The organism is Streptomyces sp. NPDC049541 (assembly GCF_044465725.1).
Taxonomy (GTDB): Bacteria; Actinomycetota; Actinomycetes; order Streptomycetales; family Streptomycetaceae; genus Streptomyces.
Map to the genome: position 1 here is coordinate 372,311 of NZ_JBITLY010000004.1, position 24,006 is coordinate 396,316.

Below are 24,006 nucleotides of genomic sequence, written 5' to 3' on the forward strand. Positions count from 1 at the left end.
CCCCCGCTGTTCAATGGTGCTGCACATGTCCGCCCGAGAGGGGAGCAGCCGTGTCTCCTGCCGCCGTGCCGCCCGTCGGCGCGCGCATCCGGCAGGCACGCCTGGCCAAAGGCGTGAGCCTGCGCTCCCTCGCCCGGGAGATCGGTGTCTCCGCGAGCCTGGTCTCCCAGATCGAGACCGGCAAGAGCCAGCCGTCGGTGAGCACGCTGTACGCCATCACCACCGCACTGTCGGTCTCCGTGGAGGCGCTCTTCGACGGCTACGAGGACGAGGCCGCCGCCTCGCCGGTCGTGGCCGCGGCCGCCGCCCCCGCCACCGTCCTGCACGCCCTCGCGGCCTTCGCCGCCGACCCCGGCCGGCGCATCGGACCGCTGGTCACACCGGGGGAGCGGGAGCTGCTGGAGCTGGACTCGGGGGTCGTGTGGGAGCGGCTCGGGCATGTTCCGGGCACCGACGTCGACTTCCTGCTGGTGACCTACCGGCCCGGCGGCTCCTCCTCCGGCTCCGGCGGCCTGATGCGGCACACGGGCACCGAGTACGGCTATGTGACCTCCGGAGAGCTGGTCCTCACCCTCGGCTTCGACGAGTACACGCTGGGCCCCGGGGACGCCGTCTGTTTCGAGTCGACGACCCCGCACCGCTACCGGAATGATGGAACCGAACCGGCCGTCGGGGTCTGGTTCGTGTTCAGCCAGAGTGTTCAGTAGCACTTGACACCTGCCCGGCGTGGTCGTTCACTCCGGAGTGGGGGTGGTCGCCATGGCGATCCGCACATATGGACCCAACGCCGTCGACTGGGAAGAGCGCATCGACCTGGACCGGCTGCGCAAGCAGCGCCTGGCCAGGCTCAACGAGACCCTGAACCGCTCCTCGCTCGGCGCGGTGCTCAGCTTCGACTTCGCCAACATCCGCTACATGACCGCCACGCACATCGGCACCTGGGCGATGGACAAGCTGATCCGCTTCGCCCTGCTGGTGCGCGGCGGCGAACCGGTCGTCTGGGACTTCGGCTCCGCGGCCCGCCACCATCAGCTCTACAACCCGTGGCTGGACTACAGCGACGGCAAGGAGGGCCCGCCCACCGGCGCCCGGGCAGGGATCTCCACCCTGCGCGGCGCCTTCCACCCGGACGCCGGGATCGCCGAGGACGTGGCCCGCAAGATCGCCACCGAGCTGCGCGAACACGGCCTCGCGAACGAGCCCCTCGGCATCGACGTCGCCGAGATGCCGATCCTCGCCGCCCTGCGCGCCGAGGGCATCGACGTCGTCGACGGCCAGCAGGTCTTCCTGGAGGCCCGCCGCACCAAGACCCGCGACGAGATCTCCCTGCTCACCCAGGCCTGCGCGATGGTCGACGCGGCGTATGAGGAGCTGTACGGCTATCTGCGCCCGGGCGTGCGCGAGAACGAGTGCGTCGGCCTGGTCAGCAAGGTCCTCTACGACCTCGGCAGCGAGTACGTCGAAGGCGTCAACGCCATCTCCGGGGAGCGTTGTTCACCCCACCCGCACGTCTACAGCGACCGTCTGATCCGCCCCGGCGACCCCGCTTTCTTCGACATACTGCACAGCCACCTCGGCTACCGCACCTGCTACTACCGCACCTTCGCGGTCGGCAGCGCCTCCCGCGCGCAACGGGACGCCTACGTCCGCTGCCGGGAGTACATGGACCAGGCCATCGCCCTGGTCCGGCCCGGCGCCACCACCGCCGACATCGTCCAGGTGTGGCCGCGCGCCGAGGAGTTCGGCTTCGCCGACGAGACCGCTGCCTTCGCCCTCCAGTACGGCCACGGCGTCGGCCTGTCCATCTGGGAGAAGCCCATCTTCAGCCGGCTGGTCTCCCTCGACCACCCCGAAGTCCTCGAAGAGGGCATGGTGTTCGCCCTGGAGACCTACTGGCCGGCCGCCGACGGCTGGTCGGCGGCCCGGATCGAGGAGGAACTGGTCGTCACCGCCGACGGCTGCGAGGTCATCACCAAGTTCCCCGCCGAGGAACTGCTGGTCGCGGGCCGCAAGTACTGGACGGTCGGCGGCGAGCTCAACACCCGCCGCGAGGCCCAGTCCCACCTCAACACCCGTATCAACGGGGGCACTTGATGTCCGACCGTGACGAACTCCTCGCCTTGTACGAGCAGATGGCCGTCATCCGCCGTACGGAGAAGGCCGCCCACGACCTGTTCCTGTCCGGCCTGGTCAAGGGCACCACCCACCTCGCCGCCGGGCACGAGGCGATCGCCGTGGGCGCGAGCGCCGCCCTGCGCCCCGACGACTACGTCTTCGCCACCTACCGCGGCCACCACCACGCGATGGCCCGCGGCGCCACTTCCGAGGAGTGCCTCGCCGAACTCATGCAGAGGGCGACGGGGCTGTGCAGGGCCAAGGGCGGCTCCATGCACCTCACCAAGGCGTCCATGAACATGCTCGGCTCGTACGCCATCGTCGGCGCCCACCTGCCGATGGCCGTCGGCGCGGCCTGGTCGGCCCGGCTGCGCGGGACGCGGCAGGTGGCCGTCGCCTTCTTCGGTGACGGCGCCACCAACATCGGCGCCTTCCACGAGGCGCTCAACCTGGCCGCCGTATGGAAGCTGCCGGTGCTGTTCGTCTGCGAGAACAACCTGTACATGGAGTACACGCCGATCGCCGACGTCACGGCCGTCGCCCGCCCGGCGGCCGACCGGGCGCCCGCGTACGGCATCCCCGGCGAGGTCGTCGACGGCAACGACGTCCTCGCCGTTAAGGAGGCGGTCACCCGCCTCGCCGAGCGGGCCCGGGCAGGAGACGGGCCCGCTCTGCTGGAGGCCGAGACCTACCGCCACTTCGGGCACAGCCGCGCCGACCCGGCCACCTACCGCCCGGCCGAGGAGGTCGAACGCTGGCTCAAGCACGACCCGTTGGACCTCGCGCGCGGAAGGCTGGTGGAGCTGGGGGTGGACGAGGAGACGGTCATCGCGGCCGACGAGCGCGCCCGTGACCTCGTACAGCAGGCGGTCGAGGCGGCGAAGAACGCGCCGCTCCCCGATCCGGGCGACGCGTTCACCGACGTATGGGCGGACGGAGGTGCGGCATGGCGGACGTGAGCACGGACCGTGACGTCATCACCTACCGCGAGGCGGTCGCCGAGGGCATCGCGCGGGAGATGCGCCGCGACCCGGCCGTGGTCTGCCTCGGCGAGGACATCGGCGAGGCGGGCGGGGTTTTCAAGACGACCGTCGGGCTGCTCAAGGAGTTCGGGCCCGAGCGGGTGTGGGACACGCCCATCTCCGAACAGGCCATCGTGGGCGCGGCGATGGGCGCCGCGATGACCGGGATGCGGCCGATCGCCGAGATCATGTTCTCCGACTTCCTGGCCTGCTGCTGGGACTACCTCGCCAACGAGATACCGAAGGTGCGGTACATGACGGGCGGTCAGGTCACCGTGCCGCTCGTGGTGCGCACCGCCAACGGCGGCGGGCTCGGCTTCGGCGCCCAGCACTCGCAGGCCACGGAGAACTGGGCGCTGACCGTCCCCGGGCTGAAGATCGCCGCCCCCGCCACGCCCGCCGACGTCATCGGCATGATGGCGGCGGCCATTCGCAGTGACGACCCGGTGGTCTTCTTCGAGCACAAGGGGCTGCTGGCGAGCAAGGGCGCGCCCGCGCCACCGGGTCACGTGGTCGAGCTGGGGCGCGCCGCCGTGGTGCGCGAGGGCTCGGACATCACTCTCGTCGCCCTCGCCTCCATGGTCCCGGTGGCGCTGAAGGCCGCCTCGCAGCTGTCCGCGGAGGGCATCGAAGCGGAGGTCGTCGACCTGCGCTGCCTCGTCCCGCTCGACGTCGCCACCGTCCTCGCCTCCCTCGCGAAGACCTCGCGGCTGGTGACCGTGGAGGAGAACCCCTTCCAGGGCGGCTGGGGCGCCACTGTCGTGTCGGTCGTCGCCGACGAGGGCTTCGGGCTGCTGGACGCGCCGGTGCGCCGGGTGGCGGGGGAGTGTGTGCCGCTGCCCTTCGCCGACGCGCTGGAGGAGCAGGTCATTCCCACCGTGGACAAGGTCGTGACGGCGGTGCGGAGTCTCGCCGCGTACTGAACACCCCTGAGGAGGAAGCGCGATGACCGATCGGATACTGCTTCGCGCGGGGCACGTGCTCTCGATGGATCCCTCCGTCGGGGATCTGCCGAGGGGGGACGTCCTCATCGAGGACGGCCGGATCACGGCGGTACGGCCGGAGATCAGCGCCGACGCCGAGGTCCTCGACATGACCGGCCGCATCGTGATCCCCGGCTTCGTCGACACCCACCGCCATACCTGGGAGGCCTCGATCCGCGGCGTCGCCCCCGACGCCACCCTGGACGACTACTTCGTCGACATCCTCGACACCTTCGCCCCGCTGTACACCCCCGAGGACGTGTACGCGGCCAACCTCGCCGGTGCCCTGGAGTGCCTCAACGCCGGCATCACCACGCTCGTCGACTGGTCCCACATCAACAACACGCCCGAGCACCCGGACGCCGCGATCCAGGCGCTCACGGAGACCGGCATCCGCGCCCAGTACGCATACGGCAGCGCCAACACCTCCCTCGCCGACTACTGGTTCGAGAGCAAGATCGCGATCCCGGGCGACGACGTCCGACGTATCCGCGCCCAGTACTTCTCCTCCGACGACGGCCTGCTGACCATGGCGCTCGCCACCCGCGGCCCCGGCTTCTGCGTGAACGACGTCGTCACCTCCGAATGGGCCCTCGCCCGCGAACTCGACATCCCCATCACCGTGCATGTGGCGATGGGCCGCCTGGCCGGCCGCTTCGGCATGGTGAAACAGCTCAACGACCTCGGCCTCCTCGGCCCGGACACCACCTACATCCACTGCTGCTACCTGCACGAGGACGAGTGGCAGATGGTCGCCGACAGCGGTGGTACGGTCTCCATCGCGCCGCAGGTGGAGACCCAGATGGGGCACGGCTGGCCGCCCGTGATGGCGGCGATCGAGCACGGACTGCGACCGTCCCTGAGCATCGACGTCGTCACCACCGTGCCCGGCGACATGTTCACCCAGATCCGCGCGGCCTTCGGCGCCGAGCGCGCCCGGCTCAACGCCGACTGCTGGCAGGCCAACATGCCCGTACCGGAGAGCATGTTGACGGCACGTCAGATGCTGGAGATCGCGACGAGCAACGGCGCGCATGTCGCGGGACTGGAGCACCGCACCGGTTCCCTGACCCCCGGCAAGCGCGCCGACGTCGTCGCCCTGGACGCCACCGCGCTGAACATCGCGCCGGTGCACGACGCCGCCTCCGCGGTCACGCTGTGCGCGGACGTCTCCAACGTCGAGACCGTCATCGTCGACGGTGTGATCCGCAAGCGCGACGGCAGGCTGACGGCCGACGTCGCACGCGCCCGGCAACTCGTCGAGGAGTCCCGCGACCGGCTGCTCGCGGCGAAGGAAGCAAAGGCGAAGGAGGCGAAGCCGACCGCATGACCCGGCATCTGGTGCGGCGGGCCGCCGACGCGGCCGAGCCGCCGTACGACGCACACGGTTACCGGCGCCGCACGCTGGTCGGCGAGGACGACGGCAGCGTGCACACCGGCTTCGGCCTGTGCGAACTGCGCCCGGACGGCGCGCTGTCGGCGCATGTCCACTCGTACGAGGAGAGCTTCCACATCCTCGACGGGACCGTGATCCTCGACATGCCCGACGGCTCGTACCTCCTGGAGGAGGGCGACTACGGCATCCTGCCGACCGGCGTCCCGCACGCCTGGCGCGGCACCGGGGACACACCCGCACGCTGGGCGGACATGCTGGCGCCGGTCCCGCGGGCACGCTACGGCCACGACACCCAGGCCGTGCGCGACCTGCCTGTGCGAAACCCCGTCCGCATCGACGTCCGCGACCCGCGCACCCGCACCTTCGGCCACTTCGAGCCCGCCCAGATGGACCCCGGCAAACAGTCCCAGGACCTTCTCGCCGTCTCCGCGAGCATGCGTACCGCACTGCTCGTCTACAGCGGCATCACGGTGAAGATGATGGTCGACAGCGACCTCGGCGCGGTCGCCTCGACGATGTTCATGGTCCAGTACGCGCCCGACGGTGTCGCCGGCACCCACGACCACCCCTTCGAGGAGACGTACTACTTCCTCGAAGGCGAGGCGGACGCGGTCTTCGACGGCGAGCGCTACCGGCTCGGGCCCGGCGACTGCGCCTGGGCGGGCGCCGGCTGCGTGCACGGCTTCGCCAACGCCGGTACGGGGCCGCTGCGTTGGCTGGAGACCCAGGCGCCGCAGCCGCCGCCGCGCCACTCGTACCGGTTCACACGGGACTGGGAGTACCTGAGGGAGGTCCTGGAGTCATGAGCAGCGTCGTTGTCGTCGGTGGCACGTCGGGCATCGGCCGCGAGTTCGCCCGGGTCCGGGCCGAGCGGGGCGACGAAGTGGTCCTCACCGGCCGCGACCCCGACCGCACCGAAGCCGTGGCCAAGGAGATCGGCGCGCGAGGCCTCGCCCTCGATCTGTCCCGGCCGCGCGAGATCGCCGCGGCGCTGGCGGACGTCGGACGTGTCGACCACCTGGTCCTCGCGGGCGTCTCCCGCGACGAGAACCGGGCGACGGACTACGACATCACCGCCGCCCTGCGCCTGGTCACCCTGAAGCTGGTCGGCTACACCGAGGTCGTGCACGTGCTGCGCCCGCGCATGACCGACGACGGCGCGATCGTCATCTTCGGTGGCCAGGCCAAGGAGCGCCCCTACCCCGGCGCCACGACGGTGGCCACGGTGAACGCGGGCGTACGGGGCCTGGTGAACACGCTCGCGGTGGAACTCGCCCCGATCCGCGTCAACGCCGTCCACCCGGGCGTCGTGGGCGACAGCCCCTACTGGCAGTCCAAGCCGGAGGAGGTCCTGGCCTCCCTGCGCGCCAGGACCCCGACCGGACGGCTCGCCACCATGGCGGACGTGGTGGACTCGGTGGACTTCCTGCTGCGCAACCGGTCGGTCAACGCAGTGGAGTTGAGCGTGGACGGGGGGTGGCTGTTGGGGTGAGCCGACACCTGGAGGAGCGTTACGCGACCGCGCGTCGGCGGGGATCGGTAGCGGCCGATGGGCGCGGGGCCCTTCCGGGGGTGAGGGAGAGCCTGCGGCTGAACCGCTGAGGCGGACCTTCGGGCGGGTCCAGTCCGGCGGTGCCGGTCGGAGCGCGCCGGGTGGTGGCCAGTGGCGTCAGGCCTGCTCGGCCGCGGTCGGGCGGGCGGCGGGCGCCAGCAGCGCGACGGCGACGGCGGTGGCGACGATGAGGACCGCCACGACGATCCGGGCCCAGCCCGGCGCGTCCGCGGTGAAGAAGACCGGAAGGCCCAGCAGAGCCGAGACCACCCGCGAGCCGACGACGACCCGCAGGGCGCGGACGTTGCCCCGGCCGGCGGACCGGTAGCAGGCCAGGGTGACGGCGCCCAGCACCGCGCCGGTGATGGCGATGCCGGGCGGCGGCCCGGGGTGCTGCCACAGCCCGACGATGCCGGCCAGGTCGAGCACGGCGAGAACTGCGCAGAGGGTCATGCCGATGGTGCGACGCATCAGATGCTCCGTTTCTCGTGCGAGTGGACGTCTCAGCGGTTGGTGTGCGAGGACTTGAGCCGGTCGACGCCGTCGCCCCGCAGGGCGTCCAGACAGGCGGTGCGTCCGGTCGAGAGCAGCAGCAGGGCCAGGGCGGGCCCGGCGATCTCCGGCCCCTCGCCCACCGCCCAGTCGGTGTCGGTCGCCCGCAGAGCGAGGCCGGCCAGGCGGCGCGCGGCGTGGAACGGCCAGCCCATCGCCCAGACCCGCCGCAGTGCTCGACGGCTGTGTTCGGCCGGGACGGGGAACTGCCGAGCGAGCGGTAGGGCGATGTCCTGGCTGTGGACGATGGCGTCGAACAGTGCGTTGCGGGTGTCCAGCACCTTCGCCGTGCGGCGGGTGTCGGCGTGGCCGCGGATCGCGGCGACCAGGTCCGCGGGCTCACGGGAGCCGTGCCGGCGGGCCAGCACGGTATTGATCCGGTCGGGGTTGAACCGGGCGCGCGGGGCGACCGCGACCATGTCCCAGGTGGTGATGGTGGGGACCAGGGCGAGGTGACCCGCGACGTCCCGCACGCGCCAGCCCCGGCACAGGGACTCCTGTTCCCATTCGGCCGGGGTGAGTTCTTCCAGCAGGTCAGCGATCCGCAGGCGGGTCGTGCGTACAGCAGACCAGTAAGCGTTCGAGTCGCCCATGACAGCCCCCAAAGGTCCGAACCTCGGACTATATTAGTACGAGGTTCGGACTTTCTGCAATGATGGCGGCATGACCGACGATGACGCTGACGAGCTCAACCTGGGACTCCTGATGTTCATCCCGTACCGCTTCATGGAGTCGGCCGTGATGGCCGCCCTGAAGTCCGCCGGGCACGACATCTCACTCACTCAGGCGCGGGTCTTCCAGCGGATCCGTCCGGAGGGCTCGCGGCTGGCCGAGCTGGCCGAGGCGTCACAACTCAGCAAGCAGACCATCGGGTCGATCGTCGACCAGCTCGAACGAGCCGGCTACGTCCGACGCGTGCCCGACCCGAGCGACGCACGAGCCCGACTGGTCACCATCACCGCCCAGGGCCATGAACTCATCGAACTGAGCCTGCCCGTCGTCCGCGACATCCAGGGGGAATGGACGGCCCACCTGGGCCCCGTGCGCACCCGGCAGCTGAGACAGGCCCTGGAAGCGCTGCGGGAGATCACCGATCCACACCGCTGACACCCGCATCCAGCCCCGAAAGGGTGTCCCGCAGAGGCTTTCCGGATGCCCCGGCGGGTCAGCCGGGCTGAGGACCCGGTCATGATCGCCCGGCGATGAGAGGCCTTGGCCGTGTGGGCCGGGCTCCGCCCTCGCTCACCCGCGGCAGAGATGCCGCAGGCGTCCGGATGGGTCAGGGTGTGGGCGAGGCCCCGGCGAGTGCCATCCACTCTCGGATCGTCTCCTGGTGCGACACCCGCCATGCCCCCATGACATGAGAGCTGAGTCAGCGCTTGACGCCGACACCCCCGTACAGCGACACGGGCCCCTCGCCGTCCGGTGGCTCGCCCATGCCGAGCTCGGGGTGCCAGTCCACCACGGACACGATCCCCGGCTCGATGAGGTCGAGTCCCTTGAAGAAGCCGCCCATTTCGGTGTGCGTGCGGGCCACCAGGGTCACTCCGCCCGCCGCGTAGGCCTCGATGCCCCGCCGTACGTGCTCCGGCTCGAAGTCCGCGGTCATGGCGGACAGGACCAGGCAGCTGCCCGGGGCGAGGGCGTCGACGAGGGTGCCCACCAGGTCGTGGGCGCCGTCCTCGTCGGCGATGAAGTGCAGCAGGGCGATCAGGGACAGGGCGATCGGGCGGTCTAAGTCGAGGATGCGGCCCGCCTGTTCGAGGATGGTGGCGGGGTCGCGGGCGTCGGCCTGCAGGTATTCGGTGACGCCTTCCGGGGTGCCGCGCAGCAGGGCGCTCGCGTGGGCGAGGACGATCGGGTCGTTGTCGACGTAGACGACGCGCGCGTCCGGCGCGACCCGCTGGGCGATCTGGTGGAGGTTGGGCTCGGTCGGTATGCCCGTGCCGATGTCGAGGAACTGGCGGATTCCCGACTGCTCGACGAGCTTGCGCGTGGCGCGCTGCATGAAGCGGCGGTTGGCGCGGGCGGCCCGCGGTGCGTCCCCCTGGATCGAGGCGATCTGCCGGCCCAGCTCCTCGTCGACGGGGTAGTTGTCCTTGCCGCCGAGGAACCAGTCGTAGACGCGTGCCGGGTGCGGCCTCGTCGTGTCGATCCGCGGCGCGGCCGACTCGGTCCCCGTCACATGAAGCTCCTCTGCTCGACAGGCCCAAAAGGCGTGTGTGCGAGCAGTGTTACACGATCATGCCACGCGACGGAGACTGTCTTCGGCCACCTCCTTGTCGAGCGCCGCCCGCACCAAGGCAGCGGCGAGCACAGCAGGTTGGGTGTTCCCGGCGAGCTTCACCAGCCGGTCGGGGTCCTTCGGCAGACCCAGCCGCTCCGCTCCGTCGAGCGCCTTGCGGTCCAGGTACGGGGCCGCTTCCGGCCACACCCGCTGGGCCTCGCGCAGAAAGATGTCGGCCCCGGCCGGACCGAGGCCGGGGACCTCCTGGAGCAGACGGCGCAGCTCGCCGACGTCGCCGTCCGCCTCCTTCCGCAGCCGACGCAAGTCCCCGCCCCACCGCTCGATCAACAGCTGGGCGCCGTCACCGAGTTGAGTGGCGGTGCGCTCGTCGTAGCGGCGGTAGCCGCCCCGGCCCAGCGCGTCCACCCGCCGCTGCCAGTCGGCCTCGGCCATCCGGCGCGGGTCGCGCAGACCCGCCCGGTACAGCTCGCGGGCGGAGTCGACGGCGATGGACCCGCGGATGCGGGCACTGAGCAGCAGCGCGAGGACGAGCAGCCGGTACAGCGGCTGCGGGGTGTCCTTGAGCGTGATGCCCGCCTCCTCGGCGAACGTCTGCCCATGTGCCCGCACCAGTTCGCGGACGACGTCCTTGCGCCCGCTCATGGCTTCAGCGGGTCATGGCCGATCGTCATCAGCCGGTGCCGGCGGTCGGTGTCCTCGGCCTCCGGCTCGTTCTCCGGGTCCGACTCCTCCGTCACGGTGTCCACGACCTCGTACATGACGCGGACGTCGTCGTCCGTGAGGTCCGTGCGCCGCTTCTGCAGGATCGCGAGGACATGCTGCCCTGTGGACGTGCCCGCCTGCTCGGGCAGGGGCTCCGTGTTCTCGTCGGCGTCGCTCACCCGCAGCCAGGCCGCGAGCTCCTGGGAGGTCATGTTCACCGCGCGGTGGAAGTCGTCCCACAGTGCGTCGAGTTCGAGGGCGTCGGTCATCGAGTGCCTCTTCCGTACGTGCATGGTCCGGCCGGCGACGGGTCAGTCCTCGCGCGGCCAGTTCTCCGCGTCGAACATCCACCGCTGCTTCTCGAGCTCCGCGGTGAGGGAGATCAGCAGGTCCTGGGTGACGGGATCCGGCTCGGCGGTCGCGGCGATGCGCTCGCGCAGCCGTCCGATCGCCGCCTCCAGCACGTCCGAGATCAGTTGGACGACGTCCGTGTCCCGTACCCAGCCGTCCTTCGGGCCCGGCAGCGTGTAGGCCGCCGCGATCGTCTCGGGCCGGCCGTCGGGCGGCAGGCCGAGCGCCGAGGAGCGCTCCGCGACCGTGTCGGCGTACGTACGGGCCGTGGTCACCACCTCGTCGAGCTGAAGGTGGATCGAGCGGAACCGCGGGCCCACGATGTTCCAGTGCACCTGCTTTGCGATCAGTGAGAGGCCGAGAAGATCGACGAGAGTGCTCTGCAGCGCGTCACCGGCGATCTTGCGGGCCGGTTCCGGAAGTGTGCTCTTCACCGCGGTCATCAGGGCGCTTCTCCTTCCAGTCATTGCGGTCACTCCACGCGATCTCGGGTGCCCGTGGCGAAGTCCTGCAAACAGGGGGCGGCGCCGGCGGTGCCGTCTCAGCCCGTGAGCGCACCGTCCAGGAACCGGGACAGATCGGCGAAGACCTCGGCCTTGTTGGTCTCGTTGAACACCTCGTGCCGCGCGCCCGGATAGATCCGTTCGGTGAGATCGCCGCCGCTGAGCTGCTCGACGCCGACGCGGCTCCCGGGGAGCGGGACCAGCCGGTCGTCGTCGCCGTGCAGCCACAGCAGCGGCAGCCGCCCGACATCACCGTTCTTGGTGACGGTCTCCAGCGTCCGCGCGAACGCCTCCACGGTCGGCCGCTTCATCGGACCGTGCCAGACCAGCGGGTCGGCCACGTACGCCGCCCCGACCGCCGTATCCCGGGACAGCGAGGCCGGGCTGATGGGCGTGTCGGGGATCTCGTCGAGCGCGAGCAGCTGCCCGGGCAGCTCCCACGCGCCGATCACCGGCCCGGACAGCACGAGCGCCGCGAGCTCGTCGCCGTACCGCTGTGCGTAACGGGCCGAGATCAGCCCGCCCATGGAATGCCCGATCAGCACGACAGGCAGCCCCGGGTACAGGGACCGCACCAACCCCGCCACGAGATGAACGTCCCCCACCACATCCTCGAAGTCCTCGACCAGCACCGGCTCTCCGGCCGACCTGCCATGCCCCACATGATCGGGCGCGAGGACCGCGGCCCCGTGCTCGACCAGCACGCCGGCCAGTTCCGCGTACCGGCCGGCGTGCTCCCCGTAGCCGTGCACGACCAGCGCCACATACCGGGGCCGCTCCCGGGGCCACTCGCGTACGGCGATCGAGCCGTGGCTCCCGGTGACGGTGTGCTCGCGGGCGTCGGCCATGTCTCCTCCAGCTGCGTCGGTGAAGGTCGTGGTGTCCCGAGTGGCCTGGTGGCCCTGGTGACCTTCCGGGATCTTCCCAGGCGGTGCGGCAGCGGTCTACACTCCAAAACTAGCAGCGCTAATTAAGTGTGTCGTCGGTCAGGAGTCCTGTCGTGCGCCCCGTCCACTTCGCGGCCGCCCGCCGCACCCCCATCGGAAAGCTGCGCGGAGCCCTGTCCTGCCTGCGCCCCGACGACCTCGCGGCGCACGTCATCCGTTCCCTCGTGGCCGACGTCCCCGCCCTCGACCCGGCGCGCATCGACGACGTCCACTGGGGCGCCGCCAACCAGGCGGGCGAGGACAACCGCAACGTCGCCCGCATGGCCGCCCTGCTCGCCGGCCTCCCCGCGTCCGTCCCCGGCGCCACGGTCAACCGCCTGTGTGCCTCGGGCCTGGAGGCGGTGACGACGGCCGCCCGCACCATCGCCGCCGGAGAGGCCGACATCGTCCTCGCGGGCGGCTCCGAGTCGATGAGCCGCGCCCCCTTCGTCCTGCCCCGCCCCGACGAGGCCCTCCCGCACCGCATCGAGACCGCCGACACCCGCCTCGGCTGGCGCCTGGTCAACCCTGCGATGAAGGACCTCCACGGCCTGCTGTCCATGGGCGAGACCGCGGAGGAGGTCGCCGACCGCTACGGCATCACCCGAGAACGCCAGGACGAGTTCGCCCTGCGCAGCCACCAACGCGCCGCCGACGCCCGCAAGAACGGGCACTTCGACGACGAGCTCCTCCCGGTGGAGCGCCCCGACGGCGTGCTCGTCGACGCCGACGAAGGCATCCGCGAGGACACCTCGTACGAGAAACTCTCCCGCCTCAAGCCCGTCTTCCGCGCCGGAGGCACGGTCACCGCGGGCAACGCCTCCCCGATGAACGACGGCGCCGCCGGCCTGCTCCTGGTCAGCGAGGAAGCCCTCAACGAACTGGGCCTGGAATCCCTGGGCCGCTACATCGCCGGCGCCTCGGCCGGAGTCCACCCCGACGTCATGGGCATCGGCCCGGTCCCCGCCACCCGCAAGGCCCTCGCCCGCGCCGACTGGACCGTCGCCGACATCCAGGAGGCCGAATTCAACGAGGCGTTCGCCGCCCAGGCCCTCGCCTGCGTGGACCAGCTCGGCATCGACCCCGACCTGGTCAACCCGAGCGGCGGCGCGATCGCCCTGGGCCATCCGCTGGGCTGCTCGGGAGCACGGATCCTGACGACACTGCTGCACCGGATGCGGCGGACGGGGGCGGAGCGAGGGCTGGCGACGATGTGTGTGGGGGTGGGGCAGGGGAGTGCGGTGCTGGTCGAACGCCATTAGCCAACCCAGCCAGTCCGGCGTTTGAGGACGAGGCCGTTCAGGCCGGGAGCGGGGGTCTGGGGGCGGCAGCCCCCAGCAGCGGCCGCACCACCGCCGGGTGCCAACCAACGAGACGGTACTTACACGCCCCGTCGGCTGCCCATAGCATCGGTTCCCGCATGAACACGATGACGCTCTGGCACATAACCGGCTGGGAGTTCGCCGCCCTCGCCTGCGCAGCCCTCCTCGTCGGCTTTTCCAAGACCGCCGTGAGCGGCGCCAACACGGTGAGCCTCGCCATCTTCGCCGCGGTGCTGCCCGCCCGCGCCTCCACCGGCGTACTCCTGCCGATCCTGATCGTCGGCGACGTCCTGGCCGTCCTCACCTACCGGCGGCACGCCCACTGGCCCACGCTGTGGCGGCTGTTCCCCGCGGTCGCGGCGGGCGTGGTGGTCGGCACGGTGTTCCTGATGTGGGCCGACGACGGGATCGTACGGACCTCGATCGGCGCGATCCTGTTGCTGATGGCGGGCGTGACGGTGTGGCGGCGGCGCACGGCGGAGGCCGACGAGGAGCCGGACTCGGTGGCCACGAGGTCCGGCCGGATCAAGGCCCGCTCGTACGGCGTGCTCGGCGGCTTCACCACGATGGTCGCCAACGCGGGCGGCCCGGTGATGTCGATGTACCTGCTGTCGGCGGGCTTCCGCAAGCTCGGCTTCCTGGGCACCTCGGCGTTCTTCTTCCTGATCGTGAACGTGTCGAAGGTGCCCTTCAGTGCCGGCCTCGGCCTGATCGACGGCCGCTCGCTGTTCCTCGACGCCGCACTCGCGGTGTTCGTCGTGCCCGGTGCGTTGTTCGGCAAATGGGCTGTGAACCGGATCAACCAGCGCCTCTTCGAACAGCTGGTGATCGCCGCGACGATCGTGGGCGGCCTGCAACTGCTGCTCCGCTGACCCGGCTACTCCTCAGCCGAGCCCCGCAACAAACCCGGCAGATCCGCGAACGACTCGATGACGTGATCGGGCGTACCGCTCGCATCCCGATGTGTCTCGGGCAGATACTTCCCGGTCTTCACCAGTACGCCGCTGATCCCGGTCCGCTGAGCTGCCAGCACATCGGACTCGATGTCGTCCCCGACCATCAGCGCCTCAGCCGCCCCCACCCCGAGCCGCGCCAGCGCCGCCTCGAAGAACGCCGCCGACGGCTTCCCGGTCACCTCGGCCTCCGTCCGGGCCGCCTGCTCCAGCCCCACCAGGAACGCCCCGGAGTCGAGCTGCAGCCCGGCATCGGTACGCCAGTACAGATTCCGGTGTACGGCCACGAGCCGGGCCCCGCGCTGCAGATACCCGAAGGCCCGGTTGAGCGCGTCGTAGTCGAACTCCGGCCCTGCACCCCCGACGACCACGACATCCGGCACGCTCTCCGCATCGTCAGGGTCGACATCCGCAGGGTCGAAAAGCGCAACCCCGTCGAGATCCTCCCGGATGTCCCCGCTGTTCAGCAGCACACACCGGGCCCCCGGGCAGTGCTCGGCGAGATACGCGGCGGTGGCGACGGGTGCGGTCAGGATGTCCTCCGCGTCGACCGCGAACCCCGCCTCCCGCAAGGTCCCGGCGATGGACGCCCGGGTCCGGGAGGTCGTGTTGGTGACCAGCGCGACCCCGAACCCGGCCTCGCGGATCCCCCGCAACGCCTCGACCGCCCCCGGCAACGGCTCCCACGAGACGGTGAGCACCCCGTCGATGTCGATGAGAACGGCACGCACGGACTCACGCCCAGACCCACTCACGGACTCACGCCCTGATTCCATGCCTGGAAGATAGCCGCGCACCGCCCGCCACCCCGGGAATGCGACGGCGGAAGCCGTTGTTGGACCGGCTGTGATTGACATGCTCGGATCAAGGATCCGTGGCGTGGGCGAAGGGAGAACCTCATGGCACGCAGCACCGCGCGCCCCGTCGTCAAGCTGAAGTCGACGGCCGGAACCGGAGTCACCTACGTGACCCGCAAGAACCGCCTCAACGACCCCGACCGACTCGTCCTGCGCAAGTACGACCAGGTGGCCGGCGCGCACGTCGAGTTCCGCGAGGAGCGCTGAAGCAGCCCGCGACGACCAGGCCGCGGCCTTGAGGAACCACCCTCCGGCCGCGGTCCCGGAAAGGAAAACCCCATGAAGCCCCGCATCCATCCCGACACCCGCCACGTGGTCTTCCGTGACCGCGCCGCGGACGTCACCTTCCTGACCCGCTCCACCGCCGACTCGTCGAAGACGATCGAGTGGGAGGACGGCAACACGTATCCCGTGATCGACGTCGAGATCTCCTCGGCGTCCCACCCCTTCTACACGGGCAGGTCACGGGTCCTGGACACGGCGGGCCGCGTGGAGCGCTTCGAGCGCCGCTACGGCCGCTCCACGGCGACCCGTCGCTGACGCGGCTGCGCGCCCTACCCGAGGAGAGCAGAACCATGAAGGTCCGCAAGTCCCTGCGCTCGCTGAAGTCCAAGCCGGGCGCCCAGGTGGTCCGCCGACGGGGCGTGGTCCACGTGATCAACAAGAAGGAGCCCCGCTTCAAGGCCCGCCAGGGCTGAGCGCATGAACGAGACGGCCGTCCGGTACTCCACCGGGCGGCTGTCCCGCATCCCCCGCAGCCGTGCCCACCGCCGACCTCGTACGCTCGCACCCATGTCCCCCCACGTCCTGATCCTCGGCGGCACCACCGAGGCCCGCGAACTGGCCGCCGCGCTCGCGGCACGTCCCGGCGTACGCGTCACCACCTCGCTGGCGGGGCGGGTGACCCGGCCGGGCGCGCTGGCAGGGGAGGTACGCGTCGGAGGCTTCGGCGGGGCGGAGGGCCTGGCCGACTGGCTGCGCGACCAGCACGTGGACGCCCTCGTGGACGCGACGCACCCTTTCGCCGAGGCCATCACGGAGAACGCGGCACAGGCCGCGTCGGCGACCGGCGTCCCCGCGGTCGTCCTGCGCCGGCCGGGCTGGCAGCCCGGCCCCGAGGACCGCTGGCACATGGTCCCGTCCCTGGCCGCGGCGGCGGACCTGCTGCCGCGCTTCGGTCCCCGCGTCTTCCTGACCACGGGCCGCATGGGCCTGTCCGCCTTCGCTCACCTGACTGACCGTCACTTCGTCGTACGGTCCGTGGAGGCCCCCGAGCCGCCGATGCCGCCGCACACGGAAGTGCTGCTGGCGCGCGGGCCGTTCACGGTGGACGACGAGACGGCGCTGCTGAGCGAGTACCTGGTCGACGTGGTGGTGACGAAGGACAGCGGGGGAGAGGCGACGGCAGCCAAGCTCATGGCCGCCCGCGGCCTTGGGCTGCCGGTGGTCGTCGTACGCAGGCCGCCGTTGCCGGCGGGCGTGACCGCCGTCCCCGACGTGCCGCAGGCCCTCGCCCGGCTGGGCCTCAGCCCGAAGTGACCGACGCCCGCAGCCGGTCGATCGCGCGCAGCACCTCGGTGCGGTTCTTGGCGCTCTTGATCCAGGCGGGCAGCCTCGCGACCAGCGTCATCTTCCGCCCGGCGTCGTACCAGGGCGCCCGCTCCCGCAGATCGGCGGCGACGAACCGCCTGATCAGGTCGAGGTGTTCGAGGTTGTACGCCCACAGCTCACCGTGCCTGGTCTGCGCCCGCAGCCACAGGGCCGACCTGTAACAGCCCTGTCCGGGCCGCCGTGTCCCACGGTGCGGTCCGGTGTCGATGCGGGACAGACCGCAGGAGCGGCAGACCAGACGCAGTTCCGGATACGTACGGCCCTGAGCGTCCGCCGCCCGGCCCGGGCGCCGCTCGAAGTGGGCGACGCGCTCGCAGCGGGGGCAGCGCACCAGGGCGGAACCGGCGAAGTCGTACGCCGTGCGCCGGGTGTCGTGGAAGCGGACGGGCGCGGGAGACACGGGGCGAGTATGGCGACCGTCCGCGTCGCGGAGCACCCGGTTTTCAGGCGGAGTCCCGTGCCCGCTGAGGCAGTCCGGTGCTCAGGTCCTCGACCAGGAGACGCTTGGCGATGAGAGCACCATGCCTACTGGTCCCCGGGGTGCCGGCGCAGCAGATACGTGTCCATGATCCATCCCTTGCGCTCCCGGGCCTCGGCCCGCAGCCGCTCGATCCGCGGTGCGGTCTCACCGATCGGCCCGGAGGCGAGGATCTCGTCCGGGGTGCCGATGTACGCGCCCCAGTAGATGTGGATGTCCTCGTCGGCGTACTGCCGGAAGGTCTGGCGGGCGTCCAGCATCACGACCACGTCGTCCACGCCCTCCGGGAAGCCCTCGGCGAGCCGCCGTCCGGTGGTGATCTGGACGGGGCGGGCCACCCGGTTCAGCCCGGTGCGATGCCGGGCGACGAGCGCGGAGACACTGCTGATGCCCGGCACGACGTCGTACTCGAACTCGACGGCACCCCGCTCCCGTACCTCCTCCAGAATTCCGATCGTGCTGTCGTACAACGCCGGATCCCCCCACACCAGGAACGCGCCGCTCTCGTCCTCGCCCAACTCCTCGGCGATCAGCCGCTCGTAGATGCCGGCGCGGGCACTGCGCCAGTCCTCGACGGCGGGCGAGTAGGCCGCGCCGCCCGCCTTGCGGTCCCGCTCCGGATCCCGCGCCTCCACCACCCGGTAGGACGTCCCGTCCGGTATGTGCGCATCGAGCATGTCCCGGCGGAGGCGGGTGAGGTCGTCCTTCACCTCACCCTTGTCGAGGATGAAGAACACGTCCGTGCTCCGCAGCGCCCTGACCGCCTGCAGGGTGAGCTGGTCGGGGTCGCCCGCGCCGATACCGATGACATGAATCTTTCGCACACCCCGAGTCTGCCGCACACCACTGACAGTCCGTACACCGCATCCCTGCCGAGCGGGTACGGACGGCCGCAGCCCCCACCGGCCCTACGAGATCCGCCCACGCAACCGCGGCGCGCGCGCCCCGGCGTCGATGACCCCGCCTCCGCCCTCCACGTCGTCCGCCAGCTCGCGTCCCCAGCGGACCAGTCCCACGAGATCCATCCCGTACGGCCGCCGGCGCCCGGATTCCGCCGCCCACTGCTCGACGGCCCCGGCACCACGCCGCAGCAGTCGGGCGCCGCCGGTGACATTCCCCCGGGCCGCATGCGTGAGCCCCACGGCAAGCTGCGCCAGCCCCCGCCACAGCTCCCGCTCCTCCTCCGGCCCCGACTTCCACGCGTCCTCGAACACCTCATGCGCATGGAAGGGCTTGCCGCCGTCCAGCAGGTCCTGCGCCTCTACGACGCTCTGCTCCGGGGTGCGCACCACGCCCTCGGGCTGCCGGGCGACCCCTTCCGCGCCGTACGGCAGCGGCCGCCCGAGCCCGTCCCGCGGCCGGGCGTTGCGCGCCCGCCCCTCGCCGTCCCGGTCCCGCGCCCCGGCCACCCGGCCCGACGACGCGCTGCTCCTGCGTCCCGTACTGCCCATGGGCCCGATTGTCCCGCGCCCCCAGCCCGCTTCGGCACCGCCCCGCACGTGGGGTAAAGTGCTGTCCGCGCGATCACGCGGTTCACCGCGGGAAGCGCACCGGGACGTGGCGCAGCTTGGTAGCGCACTTGACTGGGGGTCAAGGGGTCGCAGGTTCAAATCCTGTCGTCCCGACTACTACAGGACTACGTAGTCGCAGGTCAGGGCCTTGGATCACATCATGTGAGACGAGGCCCTTGATCGTTTTCTGGACACTGGTCTCACCATTTCTCACAGACCGCACGGGCGGCTTGCCCCTAGCAAGCTGGGATCATGAGCGGCGTGAAGGCAGCAGCACCACGAGCGCGCTCTGAACAGGCTTGGGCAACGGCCAAACCCGCTTCCCGTTGACGGTCTCGGGTTCCTTCTCAACGACCTTGTTTCGTAGACCGCGCGGAAGAGAGCGCGGTCATAGACGATGGTGCGGGTATCGCCGACGGCAATTGTCCCCTCGCCCGTCAGGTCAACGTCTTCATGCCGGCGTGCCCCACCGGCCTCGGCGGGCCGCTCGGGCTCGCCTCGATGAAGGTCTTCACCTCGGTCTTGTGCCCTGCCCGTGCCTCCCGTCCCGTGGGTCTGGGGCTCCGGTCCTGGGCCGTGGTCCTGGTACTGCGTCCAGCGGGGGGGAGGGGGCACATGCGGTGCAGATGTCGTGTCATGGCCGGTGGTGTCGGCGTTTCCACGCCCGCCAGGGGGGCAACCTCATCCGCTGGCGGAGTCCTCGGCCTCCCAGCGCAGCAGGTCGCCCGGCTGGCACTTGAGCACCTCGCAGAGGGCGGCGAGCGTCGTGAAGCGCACCGCCTTGGCACGGCCGTTCTTGAGTACCGCCAAATTGGCGGGCGTGATCCCCACGCGTTCCGCGAGTTCGCCCACGGACATCTTGCGCCTGGCCAGCATCACATCGATGTCGACGGCGATCGGCATCAGATCACCTCGTCCAACTCGGCCTGCAACTGTGCCGCTTCGACGTCGCGCGCGACGGCCTGGGCGAGCAGCATCCGCAGCACGAGCACGATGAGCGCGACCCCGAGGATGGCCAGGCCGATCCCGCCCATGATGACGGTGACGCCCGGGTCGTCCCGCTGGCCGGGAGCATTGATGGCCGTGACCGTGAACCACACAAGGGAGGCCGCCACGATCGCGCCGATCACGCCGTCCACGTACCGGAAGGCGGCGTGGGAGAAGACGGTTCCGCGTCGCACCATCGCCACCAGCCGCCCTACGCAGACCAGGGCGACCTGGACCGACACCATGCCCAGGATCGTGATCACACGCAGCGGGGTCAGCGGGAGCGACCCCTCCTCCGGGTCGTTCTTGCTGATCAGCGCCCACACCATTCCTGCCTGCACGAACACGGTGCCGCCGAACACCACCACGAGCACTGCGCGCAGCGCACGCACTGCCAGCTTTCCCATGACTCAGCCTCCATCGAGTTGCGATGGGAATCTATCGAATATCGATAGATTGGGCAACGGGTGGGCCAAGTACGAGTCGGCAGCCGGCCCTCGCGGGCGCCGCCGCCAACAGCGGCAGGGGCACTCGGGGCAGCCGTAGCCCCACGATTCGAGGCGGAACCCGGCATAAGGCCTGGAAACCGCGAAACCCGTCCCTTGGCGTCGAGCACGGAGGGACGCGGTGGACCTGGACCTGGAGACTGTCGCGGACGAGCTGTACGCGCTGAAGCCGGAGGACTTCACCGCGGCCCGCGACGCCCGTGCGGCCGAGGCTCGCAGGGCCGGTGACCGTACCCTCGCAGGGGAGGTCGGCAAGCTGCGCCGTCCCAGCCTGTCGGCTTGGGCGAGCAACCTCCTCGTCCGTGAACAGCCCGAGGAGACCGACGCGCTGCTGCGGCTCGGCGAAGGCCTGCGCCAGGCGCACCGCGACCTGGACGGGGCGCAGCTGCGGGAACTCAGCCGTCGGCAGCACGCCCTGATCAACGCACTGTCCCGGCAGGCACGCCAGCTGGCCTCGCAGGCCGGGCACCCGGTCGGCGAGGGCGTCCAGCGTGAGGTCGAGACCATCCTGCACGCCGTGCTCGCCGACCCGGATGCCGCCCGGGAGTGGGCCGGTGGACGCCTGGTCAAAGCCTTCGACCAGGCCGTCGGCTTCCCGCAGGCTGCCGAGGGCGCGCGCCCGCGTCCTCGCGAGCCTGCACCGGCCCCGCCCGCGCGAGACCGCAGCAGGGCGGGCGAAGAGCAGCGCCGACGGCTCGAACAGGCCCGGCAGCAGGTTGAGGACGCCGAACGCGACCTCGCCGCCCGTCAGGAGGAAGCCGCGGCCGCCGACCGGCAGGCGCGGGACACGCAGGCACGCGCCGACGAACTCGAACAGCGCCTGACGGAGCTGGCCGACGAGGTCAAGCGACTGGAGAGCGAACACCATGAGGCCGAGTCGGCCGCCCGCAAGGCCCGTGAGCAGGCCCGCGCCACCGACCGGCAGGTCAGGGAGGCCCGCCGGCGCGCCGAATCCGCCGCCGCCCAGGTCAAACGTCTGAGCGGGCCGGATCGGGGGCGCAGCCGGGACGTGAAACGAAAGGTGAGGTGAGAGGTGATGGCGCGACCCGTCTGGAGCGGAGTGGTGACGCTGGGGCTGGTCAGCGTGCCCGTGGCCCTGTTCACGGCGACCGAGGACCACACGGTCCACTTCCACCAGCTGCAGCGCGGCACCTCCGACCGGATCCGCAACAAGCGCGTCAACGAACGCACCGGCAAGGAGGTCGACACGCGCGACATCGTCAAGGGCTACGACCTTGGCGGAGGCGACTACGTCGTCGTCGAACCGGCCGAACTCGACGAGATCGCCCCCGGCAAGTCGAAGGTGATCGACATGGCCGGCTTCGTCGACCTCGCCGACATCGAGCCCGTGTACTTCGGCCGCACCTACTACCTCGCCCCCCGCGGCAAGGACAACCTCAAGGTCTACGAACTCCTGCGGACCGCCCTGGAGCGGGCGGACAAGGCCGGCGTCGCCACCTTCACCATGCACGGCAAGCAGTACCTGACCGCCCTGCGCGCCCAGCGCAAGGTCCTGGTCCTGCACACCATGCACTGGGCCGACGAAGTCCGCGAACCGGAGGACGTGGCCGACGTGCTGCCCGACCGCCGCACCAAGACCACCGGCCAGGAGGTCAAGACCGCCCAGCAGCTCATCGACACCCTCACCATCGACTGGAACCCCCAGGACTACCGAGACACCTTCGAAGAACGCGTCAAGGACCTGGTCGACGCCAAGCGGCGCGGCGAGGAGGTCGTCAGCGAGGACGAGCCGCCGGACGCCACCAACGTCCTCGACCTCATGGACGCCCTGCGGAAGAGCGTGGAAGGAGCCCGCGCCAAGAATTCCCGCCGCGGCGGAGCGCGACGCGGAGAGGTCCACCAGCTGACCGCGCGCCCACGCGGCAGCAGCAGGACGAGAACCTCTCCTCCTTGTCCAAGAGCGAGCTCTACCAGCGGGCTTCCGATGCCGACATCGCCGGCCGCTCGAAGATGACACGTGAGCAGCTGCTGAAGGCACTCAAGGACGCCATCGCGGCCTGAAGACTTCCCCTTACTTCTGCTGGGCGAGCCAGTCGGCGAACCGGGTCTCGGCGCGATGCGCGTCCGGGCCCGGCAGGAGCGTGTTCTCCGTCAACTCCGCACCCCAATAGGTCGCTTGTGGGTCGGTGACGACCTTGCGGGCATCGTCGTGGGCGGCGAGGGCCATGCGGATGAACTCCTCCAGCTGGAACGCCTCGGGGCCTGCGACCTCCACCACGCCGTGCGCCGGGGCGCCGACTGCGGTGCGGCTGACGGCCGCGGCCACGTCGTCGGAGACGATGGGCTGGATCTTGGCGGCGGGCACCCGGACGGCGTCGCCCTCGGTCATCCCGTCGGCGAGACCCTTCCCGAACTCGAAGAACTGCGTGGCGTGAACGATGGAGAAGGGGATGCCCGACGCCTTGATCAGGTCCTCCTGGACCTGCTTGGCGCGGAAGTAGCCGCTGCCCTGGAGGCGTTCGGTGCCGACGACGGACAGCGCCACGTGGTGGCGGACGCCCGCCTCGGTCTCCGCCTTCAGCAGGTTGCTCGTGGACGTGCGGAAGAACTCCATGACCGCCTCGTCCGCGAAGGAGGGCGAGTTGGAGACGTCGACCACGACCGAGGCGCCCTGCAGGACGCCGACCAGCCCCTCGCCCGTCAGCGCGTTGACGCCGGTGCTGGGCGCGGCCGCGACCGCCTCGTGCCCGTGCTCGCCGAGCCCGGCGACCACCTTCGAGCCGATCAGCCCGGTCCCACCGATCACTACGACCTTCATGACGGAATTCCTCTCGGGTTTTCCCTGATCTCTGTAACGAGGTGCCTGTAACGACGCCTCTAGCAGGGAAGACAAGGCAGAGCCTGTTTTTGTGACAGCTGCCTGTCCTGTGGGTTTTCCAGTGGTCGAGATCTCTACCAGCAGGGTGGGAATCACCTCGGGAACGGCCGGAACGTCACCCGGAGAGCGGGCGGCCGCCGTCCAGGGCCAGTGGCGCCACCGTCACCTCGCCGGCCTGGAGGAGCTTGCACCCGGTCGCCTATCGTCCGGACATGGACTCCACTGCGTCGCCCCGCGTCCTCGTCATCGGGCTTGATCCGTACCGGCTGCCCGGGCCGTGGGATCCCGAGCCGGTGGCCAAGGCGATCGAGGCGGGACTGGCCAAGTTCGCCCAGCATGGCGTGGGCGTGCGGACGTGCCTGATCGGCCTCGACGGAAGCGACGACGTGGAAGCGGTCGTCGGGGCTGCGCTGCGGGCCCATCCGTGGGAGTGCGTCACCGTCGGCGGTGGCCTGCGGCACTCGGACGATCAGGTTGAACTCCTGGAGCAGGTGATCAATCTGGTGCGGCGGCTCGCGCCCGATGCGGCGATCGCCTTCAACGGCACCCCCGACACCACCTACGAGGCCGCCGCCCGCTGGCTCGTGTGACG

31 protein-coding genes and 1 tRNA gene are annotated in these 24,006 nt (G+C 70.8%); 18 read left to right on the forward strand and 14 right to left on the reverse strand.

Annotation, left to right across the window (positions count from 1 at the left end; genetic code table 11):
• Positions 1-50 precede the first annotated feature (50 nt).
• Genes ACIBW9_RS17500 through ACIBW9_RS17530 form a run of 7 tightly spaced genes read left to right on the forward strand, consistent with a single transcriptional unit; the run spans position 51 to position 7,008 of the window.
• On the forward strand, positions 51-707 hold the full coding sequence (locus ACIBW9_RS17500) for a helix-turn-helix domain-containing protein (RefSeq protein WP_398955844.1): 657 nt from the start codon (positions 51-53) through the stop codon (positions 705-707).
• Between the two features lie 52 nt (positions 708-759).
• On the forward strand, positions 760-2,094 hold the full coding sequence (locus tag ACIBW9_RS17505) for a M24 family metallopeptidase (RefSeq protein ID WP_398955846.1): 1,335 nt from the start codon (positions 760-762) through the stop codon (positions 2,092-2,094).
• The gene (locus ACIBW9_RS17510) at positions 2,094-3,074 is read left to right on the forward strand and encodes a thiamine pyrophosphate-dependent dehydrogenase E1 component subunit alpha (RefSeq protein WP_398955848.1); all 981 of its coding nucleotides are present in this window, start codon (positions 2,094-2,096) and stop codon (positions 3,072-3,074) included. Before ACIBW9_RS17505 ends, ACIBW9_RS17510 begins: the two co-directional genes overlap by 1 nt.
• Positions 3,062-4,060, forward strand: coding sequence for an alpha-ketoacid dehydrogenase subunit beta (locus tag ACIBW9_RS17515; protein WP_398955850.1), 999 nt, complete (start codon positions 3,062-3,064; stop codon positions 4,058-4,060). The genes ACIBW9_RS17510 and ACIBW9_RS17515 overlap by 13 nt, the downstream gene beginning before the upstream one ends.
• Positions 4,061-4,082: 22 nt before the next feature.
• A complete protein-coding gene (locus ACIBW9_RS17520) occupies positions 4,083-5,450 on the forward strand; it encodes an amidohydrolase family protein (protein ID WP_398955852.1) in 1,368 nt (455 codons plus the stop codon).
• Positions 5,447-6,322: a cupin domain-containing protein gene (locus ACIBW9_RS17525; RefSeq protein ID WP_398955854.1), complete on the forward strand. Its 876-nt coding sequence runs from the start codon at positions 5,447-5,449 to the stop codon at positions 6,320-6,322. Before ACIBW9_RS17520 ends, ACIBW9_RS17525 begins: the two co-directional genes overlap by 4 nt.
• Entirely contained in the window at positions 6,319-7,008 is a 690-nt protein-coding gene (locus tag ACIBW9_RS17530; protein WP_398955856.1) for an SDR family NAD(P)-dependent oxidoreductase, read from the forward strand. The genes ACIBW9_RS17525 and ACIBW9_RS17530 overlap by 4 nt, the downstream gene beginning before the upstream one ends.
• Positions 7,009-7,185: 177 nt before the next feature.
• Here the strand turns inward: ACIBW9_RS17530 and ACIBW9_RS17535 are convergent, their stop codons facing one another.
• Entirely contained in the window at positions 7,186-7,539 is a 354-nt protein-coding gene (locus ACIBW9_RS17535; protein ID WP_398955858.1) for a hypothetical protein, read from the reverse strand.
• A gap of 32 nt (positions 7,540-7,571) precedes the next feature.
• Entirely contained in the window at positions 7,572-8,213 is a 642-nt protein-coding gene (locus ACIBW9_RS17540) for a maleylpyruvate isomerase family mycothiol-dependent enzyme (RefSeq protein ID WP_398955860.1), read from the reverse strand.
• A gap of 70 nt (positions 8,214-8,283) precedes the next feature.
• Between ACIBW9_RS17540 and ACIBW9_RS17545 the strand changes: the two genes are divergently transcribed.
• Entirely contained in the window at positions 8,284-8,727 is a 444-nt protein-coding gene (locus tag ACIBW9_RS17545; RefSeq protein WP_398955862.1) for a MarR family winged helix-turn-helix transcriptional regulator, read from the forward strand.
• 265 nt (positions 8,728-8,992) lie between these two features.
• Here the strand turns inward: ACIBW9_RS17545 and ACIBW9_RS17550 are convergent, their stop codons facing one another.
• The 5 genes from ACIBW9_RS17550 to ACIBW9_RS17570 all read right to left on the reverse strand — a co-directional run bounded on the left by ACIBW9_RS17550 (position 8,993) and on the right by ACIBW9_RS17570 (position 12,272).
• On the reverse strand, positions 8,993-9,805 hold the full coding sequence (locus tag ACIBW9_RS17550; protein ID WP_398955864.1) for an SAM-dependent methyltransferase: 813 nt from the start codon (positions 9,803-9,805) through the stop codon (positions 8,993-8,995).
• A gap of 57 nt (positions 9,806-9,862) precedes the next feature.
• Positions 9,863-10,510, reverse strand: coding sequence for an endonuclease (locus tag ACIBW9_RS17555; protein ID WP_398955866.1), 648 nt, complete (start codon positions 10,508-10,510; stop codon positions 9,863-9,865).
• Positions 10,507-10,839, reverse strand: a complete 333-nt coding sequence (locus tag ACIBW9_RS17560; RefSeq protein WP_398955868.1) for a DUF3140 domain-containing protein — start codon at positions 10,837-10,839, stop codon at positions 10,507-10,509. The genes ACIBW9_RS17555 and ACIBW9_RS17560 overlap by 4 nt, the downstream gene beginning before the upstream one ends.
• A 42-nt stretch (positions 10,840-10,881) precedes the next feature.
• On the reverse strand, positions 10,882-11,364 hold the full coding sequence (locus ACIBW9_RS17565) for a Dps family protein (protein WP_398955871.1): 483 nt from the start codon (positions 11,362-11,364) through the stop codon (positions 10,882-10,884).
• A 98-nt stretch (positions 11,365-11,462) separates the two neighbouring features.
• A complete protein-coding gene (locus ACIBW9_RS17570; RefSeq protein WP_398955873.1) occupies positions 11,463-12,272 on the reverse strand; it encodes a lysophospholipase in 810 nt (269 codons plus the stop codon).
• Positions 12,273-12,424: 152 nt separating this feature from the next.
• On the opposite strand from ACIBW9_RS17570, the gene ACIBW9_RS17575 reads away from it, so the two are divergent.
• Together ACIBW9_RS17575 and ACIBW9_RS17580 are read left to right on the forward strand one after the other, a co-directional pair.
• Positions 12,425-13,612: a thiolase family protein gene (locus ACIBW9_RS17575; protein WP_398955875.1), complete on the forward strand. Its 1,188-nt coding sequence runs from the start codon at positions 12,425-12,427 to the stop codon at positions 13,610-13,612.
• Positions 13,613-13,770: 158 nt separating this feature from the next.
• Positions 13,771-14,544, forward strand: coding sequence for a sulfite exporter TauE/SafE family protein (locus ACIBW9_RS17580; RefSeq protein WP_398955877.1), 774 nt, complete (start codon positions 13,771-13,773; stop codon positions 14,542-14,544).
• A gap of 5 nt (positions 14,545-14,549) precedes the next feature.
• On the opposite strand, the gene ACIBW9_RS17585 is transcribed toward ACIBW9_RS17580, so the two are convergent.
• Complete coding sequence (locus ACIBW9_RS17585; protein WP_398955879.1) at positions 14,550-15,401, reverse strand: HAD-IIA family hydrolase; 852 nt, start codon at positions 15,399-15,401, stop codon at positions 14,550-14,552.
• 123 nt (positions 15,402-15,524) lie between these two features.
• Between ACIBW9_RS17585 and rpmG the strand changes: the two genes are divergently transcribed.
• From rpmG to ACIBW9_RS17605, 4 genes are all read left to right on the forward strand, one after another.
• Positions 15,525-15,689: a 50S ribosomal protein L33 gene (rpmG, locus tag ACIBW9_RS17590; RefSeq protein WP_115910518.1), complete on the forward strand. Its 165-nt coding sequence runs from the start codon at positions 15,525-15,527 to the stop codon at positions 15,687-15,689.
• Between the two features lie 72 nt (positions 15,690-15,761).
• Positions 15,762-16,022 (forward strand): type B 50S ribosomal protein L31, encoded by a 261-nt coding sequence (locus tag ACIBW9_RS17595; protein WP_398955881.1) that lies wholly within the window; start codon positions 15,762-15,764, stop codon positions 16,020-16,022.
• 35 nt (positions 16,023-16,057) lie between these two features.
• Entirely contained in the window at positions 16,058-16,180 is a 123-nt protein-coding gene (ykgO, locus tag ACIBW9_RS17600; protein ID WP_398955883.1) for a type B 50S ribosomal protein L36, read from the forward strand.
• A gap of 94 nt (positions 16,181-16,274) precedes the next feature.
• Positions 16,275-17,021 carry a cobalt-precorrin-6A reductase gene (locus ACIBW9_RS17605; RefSeq protein ID WP_398955885.1) on the forward strand — a complete coding sequence of 249 codons (747 nt, stop codon included), beginning with the start codon at positions 16,275-16,277 and terminating at the stop codon, positions 17,019-17,021.
• Here the strand turns inward: ACIBW9_RS17605 and ACIBW9_RS17610 are convergent.
• The 3 genes from ACIBW9_RS17610 to ACIBW9_RS17620 form a co-directional block, all read right to left on the reverse strand.
• Complete coding sequence (locus ACIBW9_RS17610) at positions 17,008-17,493, reverse strand: hypothetical protein (RefSeq protein WP_398955887.1); 486 nt, start codon at positions 17,491-17,493, stop codon at positions 17,008-17,010. The two genes, ACIBW9_RS17605 and ACIBW9_RS17610, sit on opposite strands and share 14 nt — an antisense overlap.
• A 125-nt stretch (positions 17,494-17,618) precedes the next feature.
• Positions 17,619-18,395 carry a precorrin-6A synthase (deacetylating) gene (gene cobF / locus ACIBW9_RS17615; protein WP_398955889.1) on the reverse strand — a complete coding sequence of 259 codons (777 nt, stop codon included), beginning with the start codon at positions 18,393-18,395 and terminating at the stop codon, positions 17,619-17,621.
• An 84-nt stretch (positions 18,396-18,479) separates the two neighbouring features.
• Positions 18,480-19,022, reverse strand: a complete 543-nt coding sequence (locus tag ACIBW9_RS17620; protein WP_398955891.1) for a DUF309 domain-containing protein — start codon at positions 19,020-19,022, stop codon at positions 18,480-18,482.
• Positions 19,023-19,122: 100 nt separating this feature from the next.
• Between ACIBW9_RS17620 and ACIBW9_RS17625 the strand changes: the two genes are divergently transcribed.
• Positions 19,123-19,196: transfer RNA gene (locus ACIBW9_RS17625), tRNA-Pro, on the forward strand.
• Positions 19,197-19,763: 567 nt separating this feature from the next.
• On the opposite strand, the gene ACIBW9_RS17630 is transcribed toward ACIBW9_RS17625, so the two are convergent.
• Both ACIBW9_RS17630 and ACIBW9_RS17635 read right to left on the reverse strand, forming a co-directional pair.
• Positions 19,764-19,985: a helix-turn-helix transcriptional regulator gene (locus tag ACIBW9_RS17630; RefSeq protein ID WP_351468990.1), complete on the reverse strand. Its 222-nt coding sequence runs from the start codon at positions 19,983-19,985 to the stop codon at positions 19,764-19,766.
• Positions 19,985-20,476 carry a DUF2975 domain-containing protein gene (locus ACIBW9_RS17635; RefSeq protein ID WP_398955893.1) on the reverse strand — a complete coding sequence of 164 codons (492 nt, stop codon included), beginning with the start codon at positions 20,474-20,476 and terminating at the stop codon, positions 19,985-19,987. Before ACIBW9_RS17635 ends, ACIBW9_RS17630 begins: the two co-directional genes overlap by 1 nt.
• Positions 20,477-20,696: 220 nt before the next feature.
• Between ACIBW9_RS17635 and ACIBW9_RS17640 the strand changes: the two genes are divergently transcribed.
• Both ACIBW9_RS17640 and ACIBW9_RS17645 read left to right on the forward strand, forming a co-directional pair.
• Complete coding sequence (locus tag ACIBW9_RS17640) at positions 20,697-21,605, forward strand: hypothetical protein (protein ID WP_398955894.1); 909 nt, start codon at positions 20,697-20,699, stop codon at positions 21,603-21,605.
• A gap of 6 nt (positions 21,606-21,611) precedes the next feature.
• The gene (locus ACIBW9_RS17645) at positions 21,612-22,550 is read left to right on the forward strand and encodes a Ku protein (protein ID WP_398955896.1); all 939 of its coding nucleotides are present in this window, start codon (positions 21,612-21,614) and stop codon (positions 22,548-22,550) included.
• A gap of 57 nt (positions 22,551-22,607) precedes the next feature.
• Here ACIBW9_RS17645 and ACIBW9_RS17650 read toward each other — a convergent pair whose 3' ends face one another.
• Positions 22,608-23,354 (reverse strand): SDR family oxidoreductase, encoded by a 747-nt coding sequence (locus tag ACIBW9_RS17650; RefSeq protein ID WP_398955898.1) that lies wholly within the window; start codon positions 23,352-23,354, stop codon positions 22,608-22,610.
• 272 nt (positions 23,355-23,626) lie between these two features.
• On the opposite strand from ACIBW9_RS17650, the gene ACIBW9_RS17655 reads away from it, so the two are divergent.
• On the forward strand, positions 23,627-24,004 hold the full coding sequence (locus ACIBW9_RS17655; RefSeq protein ID WP_398955900.1) for a hypothetical protein: 378 nt from the start codon (positions 23,627-23,629) through the stop codon (positions 24,002-24,004).
• Positions 24,005-24,006: the final 2 nt, after the last annotated feature.

Excerpts from the sequence above, each read along its gene's own strand:
- ACIBW9_RS17505 (WP_398955846.1), top strand. The coding sequence starts at position 760 with ATGGCGATCCGCACATATGGACCCAACGCCGTCGACTGGGAAGAGCGC.
- ACIBW9_RS17510 (WP_398955848.1), top strand. The coding sequence starts at position 2,094 with ATGTCCGACCGTGACGAACTCCTCGCCTTGTACGAGCAGATGGCCGTC.
- ACIBW9_RS17515 (WP_398955850.1), top strand. The coding sequence starts at position 3,062 with ATGGCGGACGTGAGCACGGACCGTGACGTCATCACCTACCGCGAGGCG.
- ACIBW9_RS17520 (WP_398955852.1), top strand. The coding sequence starts at position 4,083 with ATGACCGATCGGATACTGCTTCGCGCGGGGCACGTGCTCTCGATGGAT.
- ACIBW9_RS17525 (WP_398955854.1), top strand. The coding sequence starts at position 5,447 with ATGACCCGGCATCTGGTGCGGCGGGCCGCCGACGCGGCCGAGCCGCCG.
- ACIBW9_RS17530 (WP_398955856.1), top strand. The coding sequence starts at position 6,319 with ATGAGCAGCGTCGTTGTCGTCGGTGGCACGTCGGGCATCGGCCGCGAG.
- ACIBW9_RS17535 (WP_398955858.1), bottom strand. The coding sequence starts at position 7,539 with ATGCGTCGCACCATCGGCATGACCCTCTGCGCAGTTCTCGCCGTGCTC.
- ACIBW9_RS17540 (WP_398955860.1), bottom strand. The coding sequence starts at position 8,213 with ATGGGCGACTCGAACGCTTACTGGTCTGCTGTACGCACGACCCGCCTG.
- ACIBW9_RS17545 (WP_398955862.1), top strand. The coding sequence starts at position 8,284 with ATGACCGACGATGACGCTGACGAGCTCAACCTGGGACTCCTGATGTTC.
- ACIBW9_RS17555 (WP_398955866.1), bottom strand. The coding sequence starts at position 10,510 with ATGAGCGGGCGCAAGGACGTCGTCCGCGAACTGGTGCGGGCACATGGG.
- ACIBW9_RS17560 (WP_398955868.1), bottom strand. The coding sequence starts at position 10,839 with ATGACCGACGCCCTCGAACTCGACGCACTGTGGGACGACTTCCACCGC.
- ACIBW9_RS17565 (WP_398955871.1), bottom strand. The coding sequence starts at position 11,364 with ATGACCGCGGTGAAGAGCACACTTCCGGAACCGGCCCGCAAGATCGCC.
- ACIBW9_RS17570 (WP_398955873.1), bottom strand. The coding sequence starts at position 12,272 with ATGGCCGACGCCCGCGAGCACACCGTCACCGGGAGCCACGGCTCGATC.
- ACIBW9_RS17580 (WP_398955877.1), top strand. The coding sequence starts at position 13,771 with ATGAACACGATGACGCTCTGGCACATAACCGGCTGGGAGTTCGCCGCC.
- ACIBW9_RS17585 (WP_398955879.1), bottom strand. The coding sequence starts at position 15,401 with ATGGAATCAGGGCGTGAGTCCGTGAGTGGGTCTGGGCGTGAGTCCGTG.
- rpmG (WP_115910518.1), top strand. The coding sequence starts at position 15,525 with ATGGCACGCAGCACCGCGCGCCCCGTCGTCAAGCTGAAGTCGACGGCC.
- ACIBW9_RS17595 (WP_398955881.1), top strand. The coding sequence starts at position 15,762 with ATGAAGCCCCGCATCCATCCCGACACCCGCCACGTGGTCTTCCGTGAC.
- ykgO (WP_398955883.1), top strand. The coding sequence starts at position 16,058 with ATGAAGGTCCGCAAGTCCCTGCGCTCGCTGAAGTCCAAGCCGGGCGCC.
- ACIBW9_RS17605 (WP_398955885.1), top strand. The coding sequence starts at position 16,275 with ATGTCCCCCCACGTCCTGATCCTCGGCGGCACCACCGAGGCCCGCGAA.
- ACIBW9_RS17620 (WP_398955891.1), bottom strand. The coding sequence starts at position 19,022 with ATGGGCAGTACGGGACGCAGGAGCAGCGCGTCGTCGGGCCGGGTGGCC.
- ACIBW9_RS17630 (WP_351468990.1), bottom strand. The coding sequence starts at position 19,985 with ATGCCGATCGCCGTCGACATCGATGTGATGCTGGCCAGGCGCAAGATG.
- ACIBW9_RS17635 (WP_398955893.1), bottom strand. The coding sequence starts at position 20,476 with ATGGGAAAGCTGGCAGTGCGTGCGCTGCGCGCAGTGCTCGTGGTGGTG.
- ACIBW9_RS17645 (WP_398955896.1), top strand. The coding sequence starts at position 21,612 with ATGGCGCGACCCGTCTGGAGCGGAGTGGTGACGCTGGGGCTGGTCAGC.
- ACIBW9_RS17650 (WP_398955898.1), bottom strand. The coding sequence starts at position 23,354 with ATGAAGGTCGTAGTGATCGGTGGGACCGGGCTGATCGGCTCGAAGGTG.
- ACIBW9_RS17655 (WP_398955900.1), top strand. The coding sequence starts at position 23,627 with ATGGACTCCACTGCGTCGCCCCGCGTCCTCGTCATCGGGCTTGATCCG.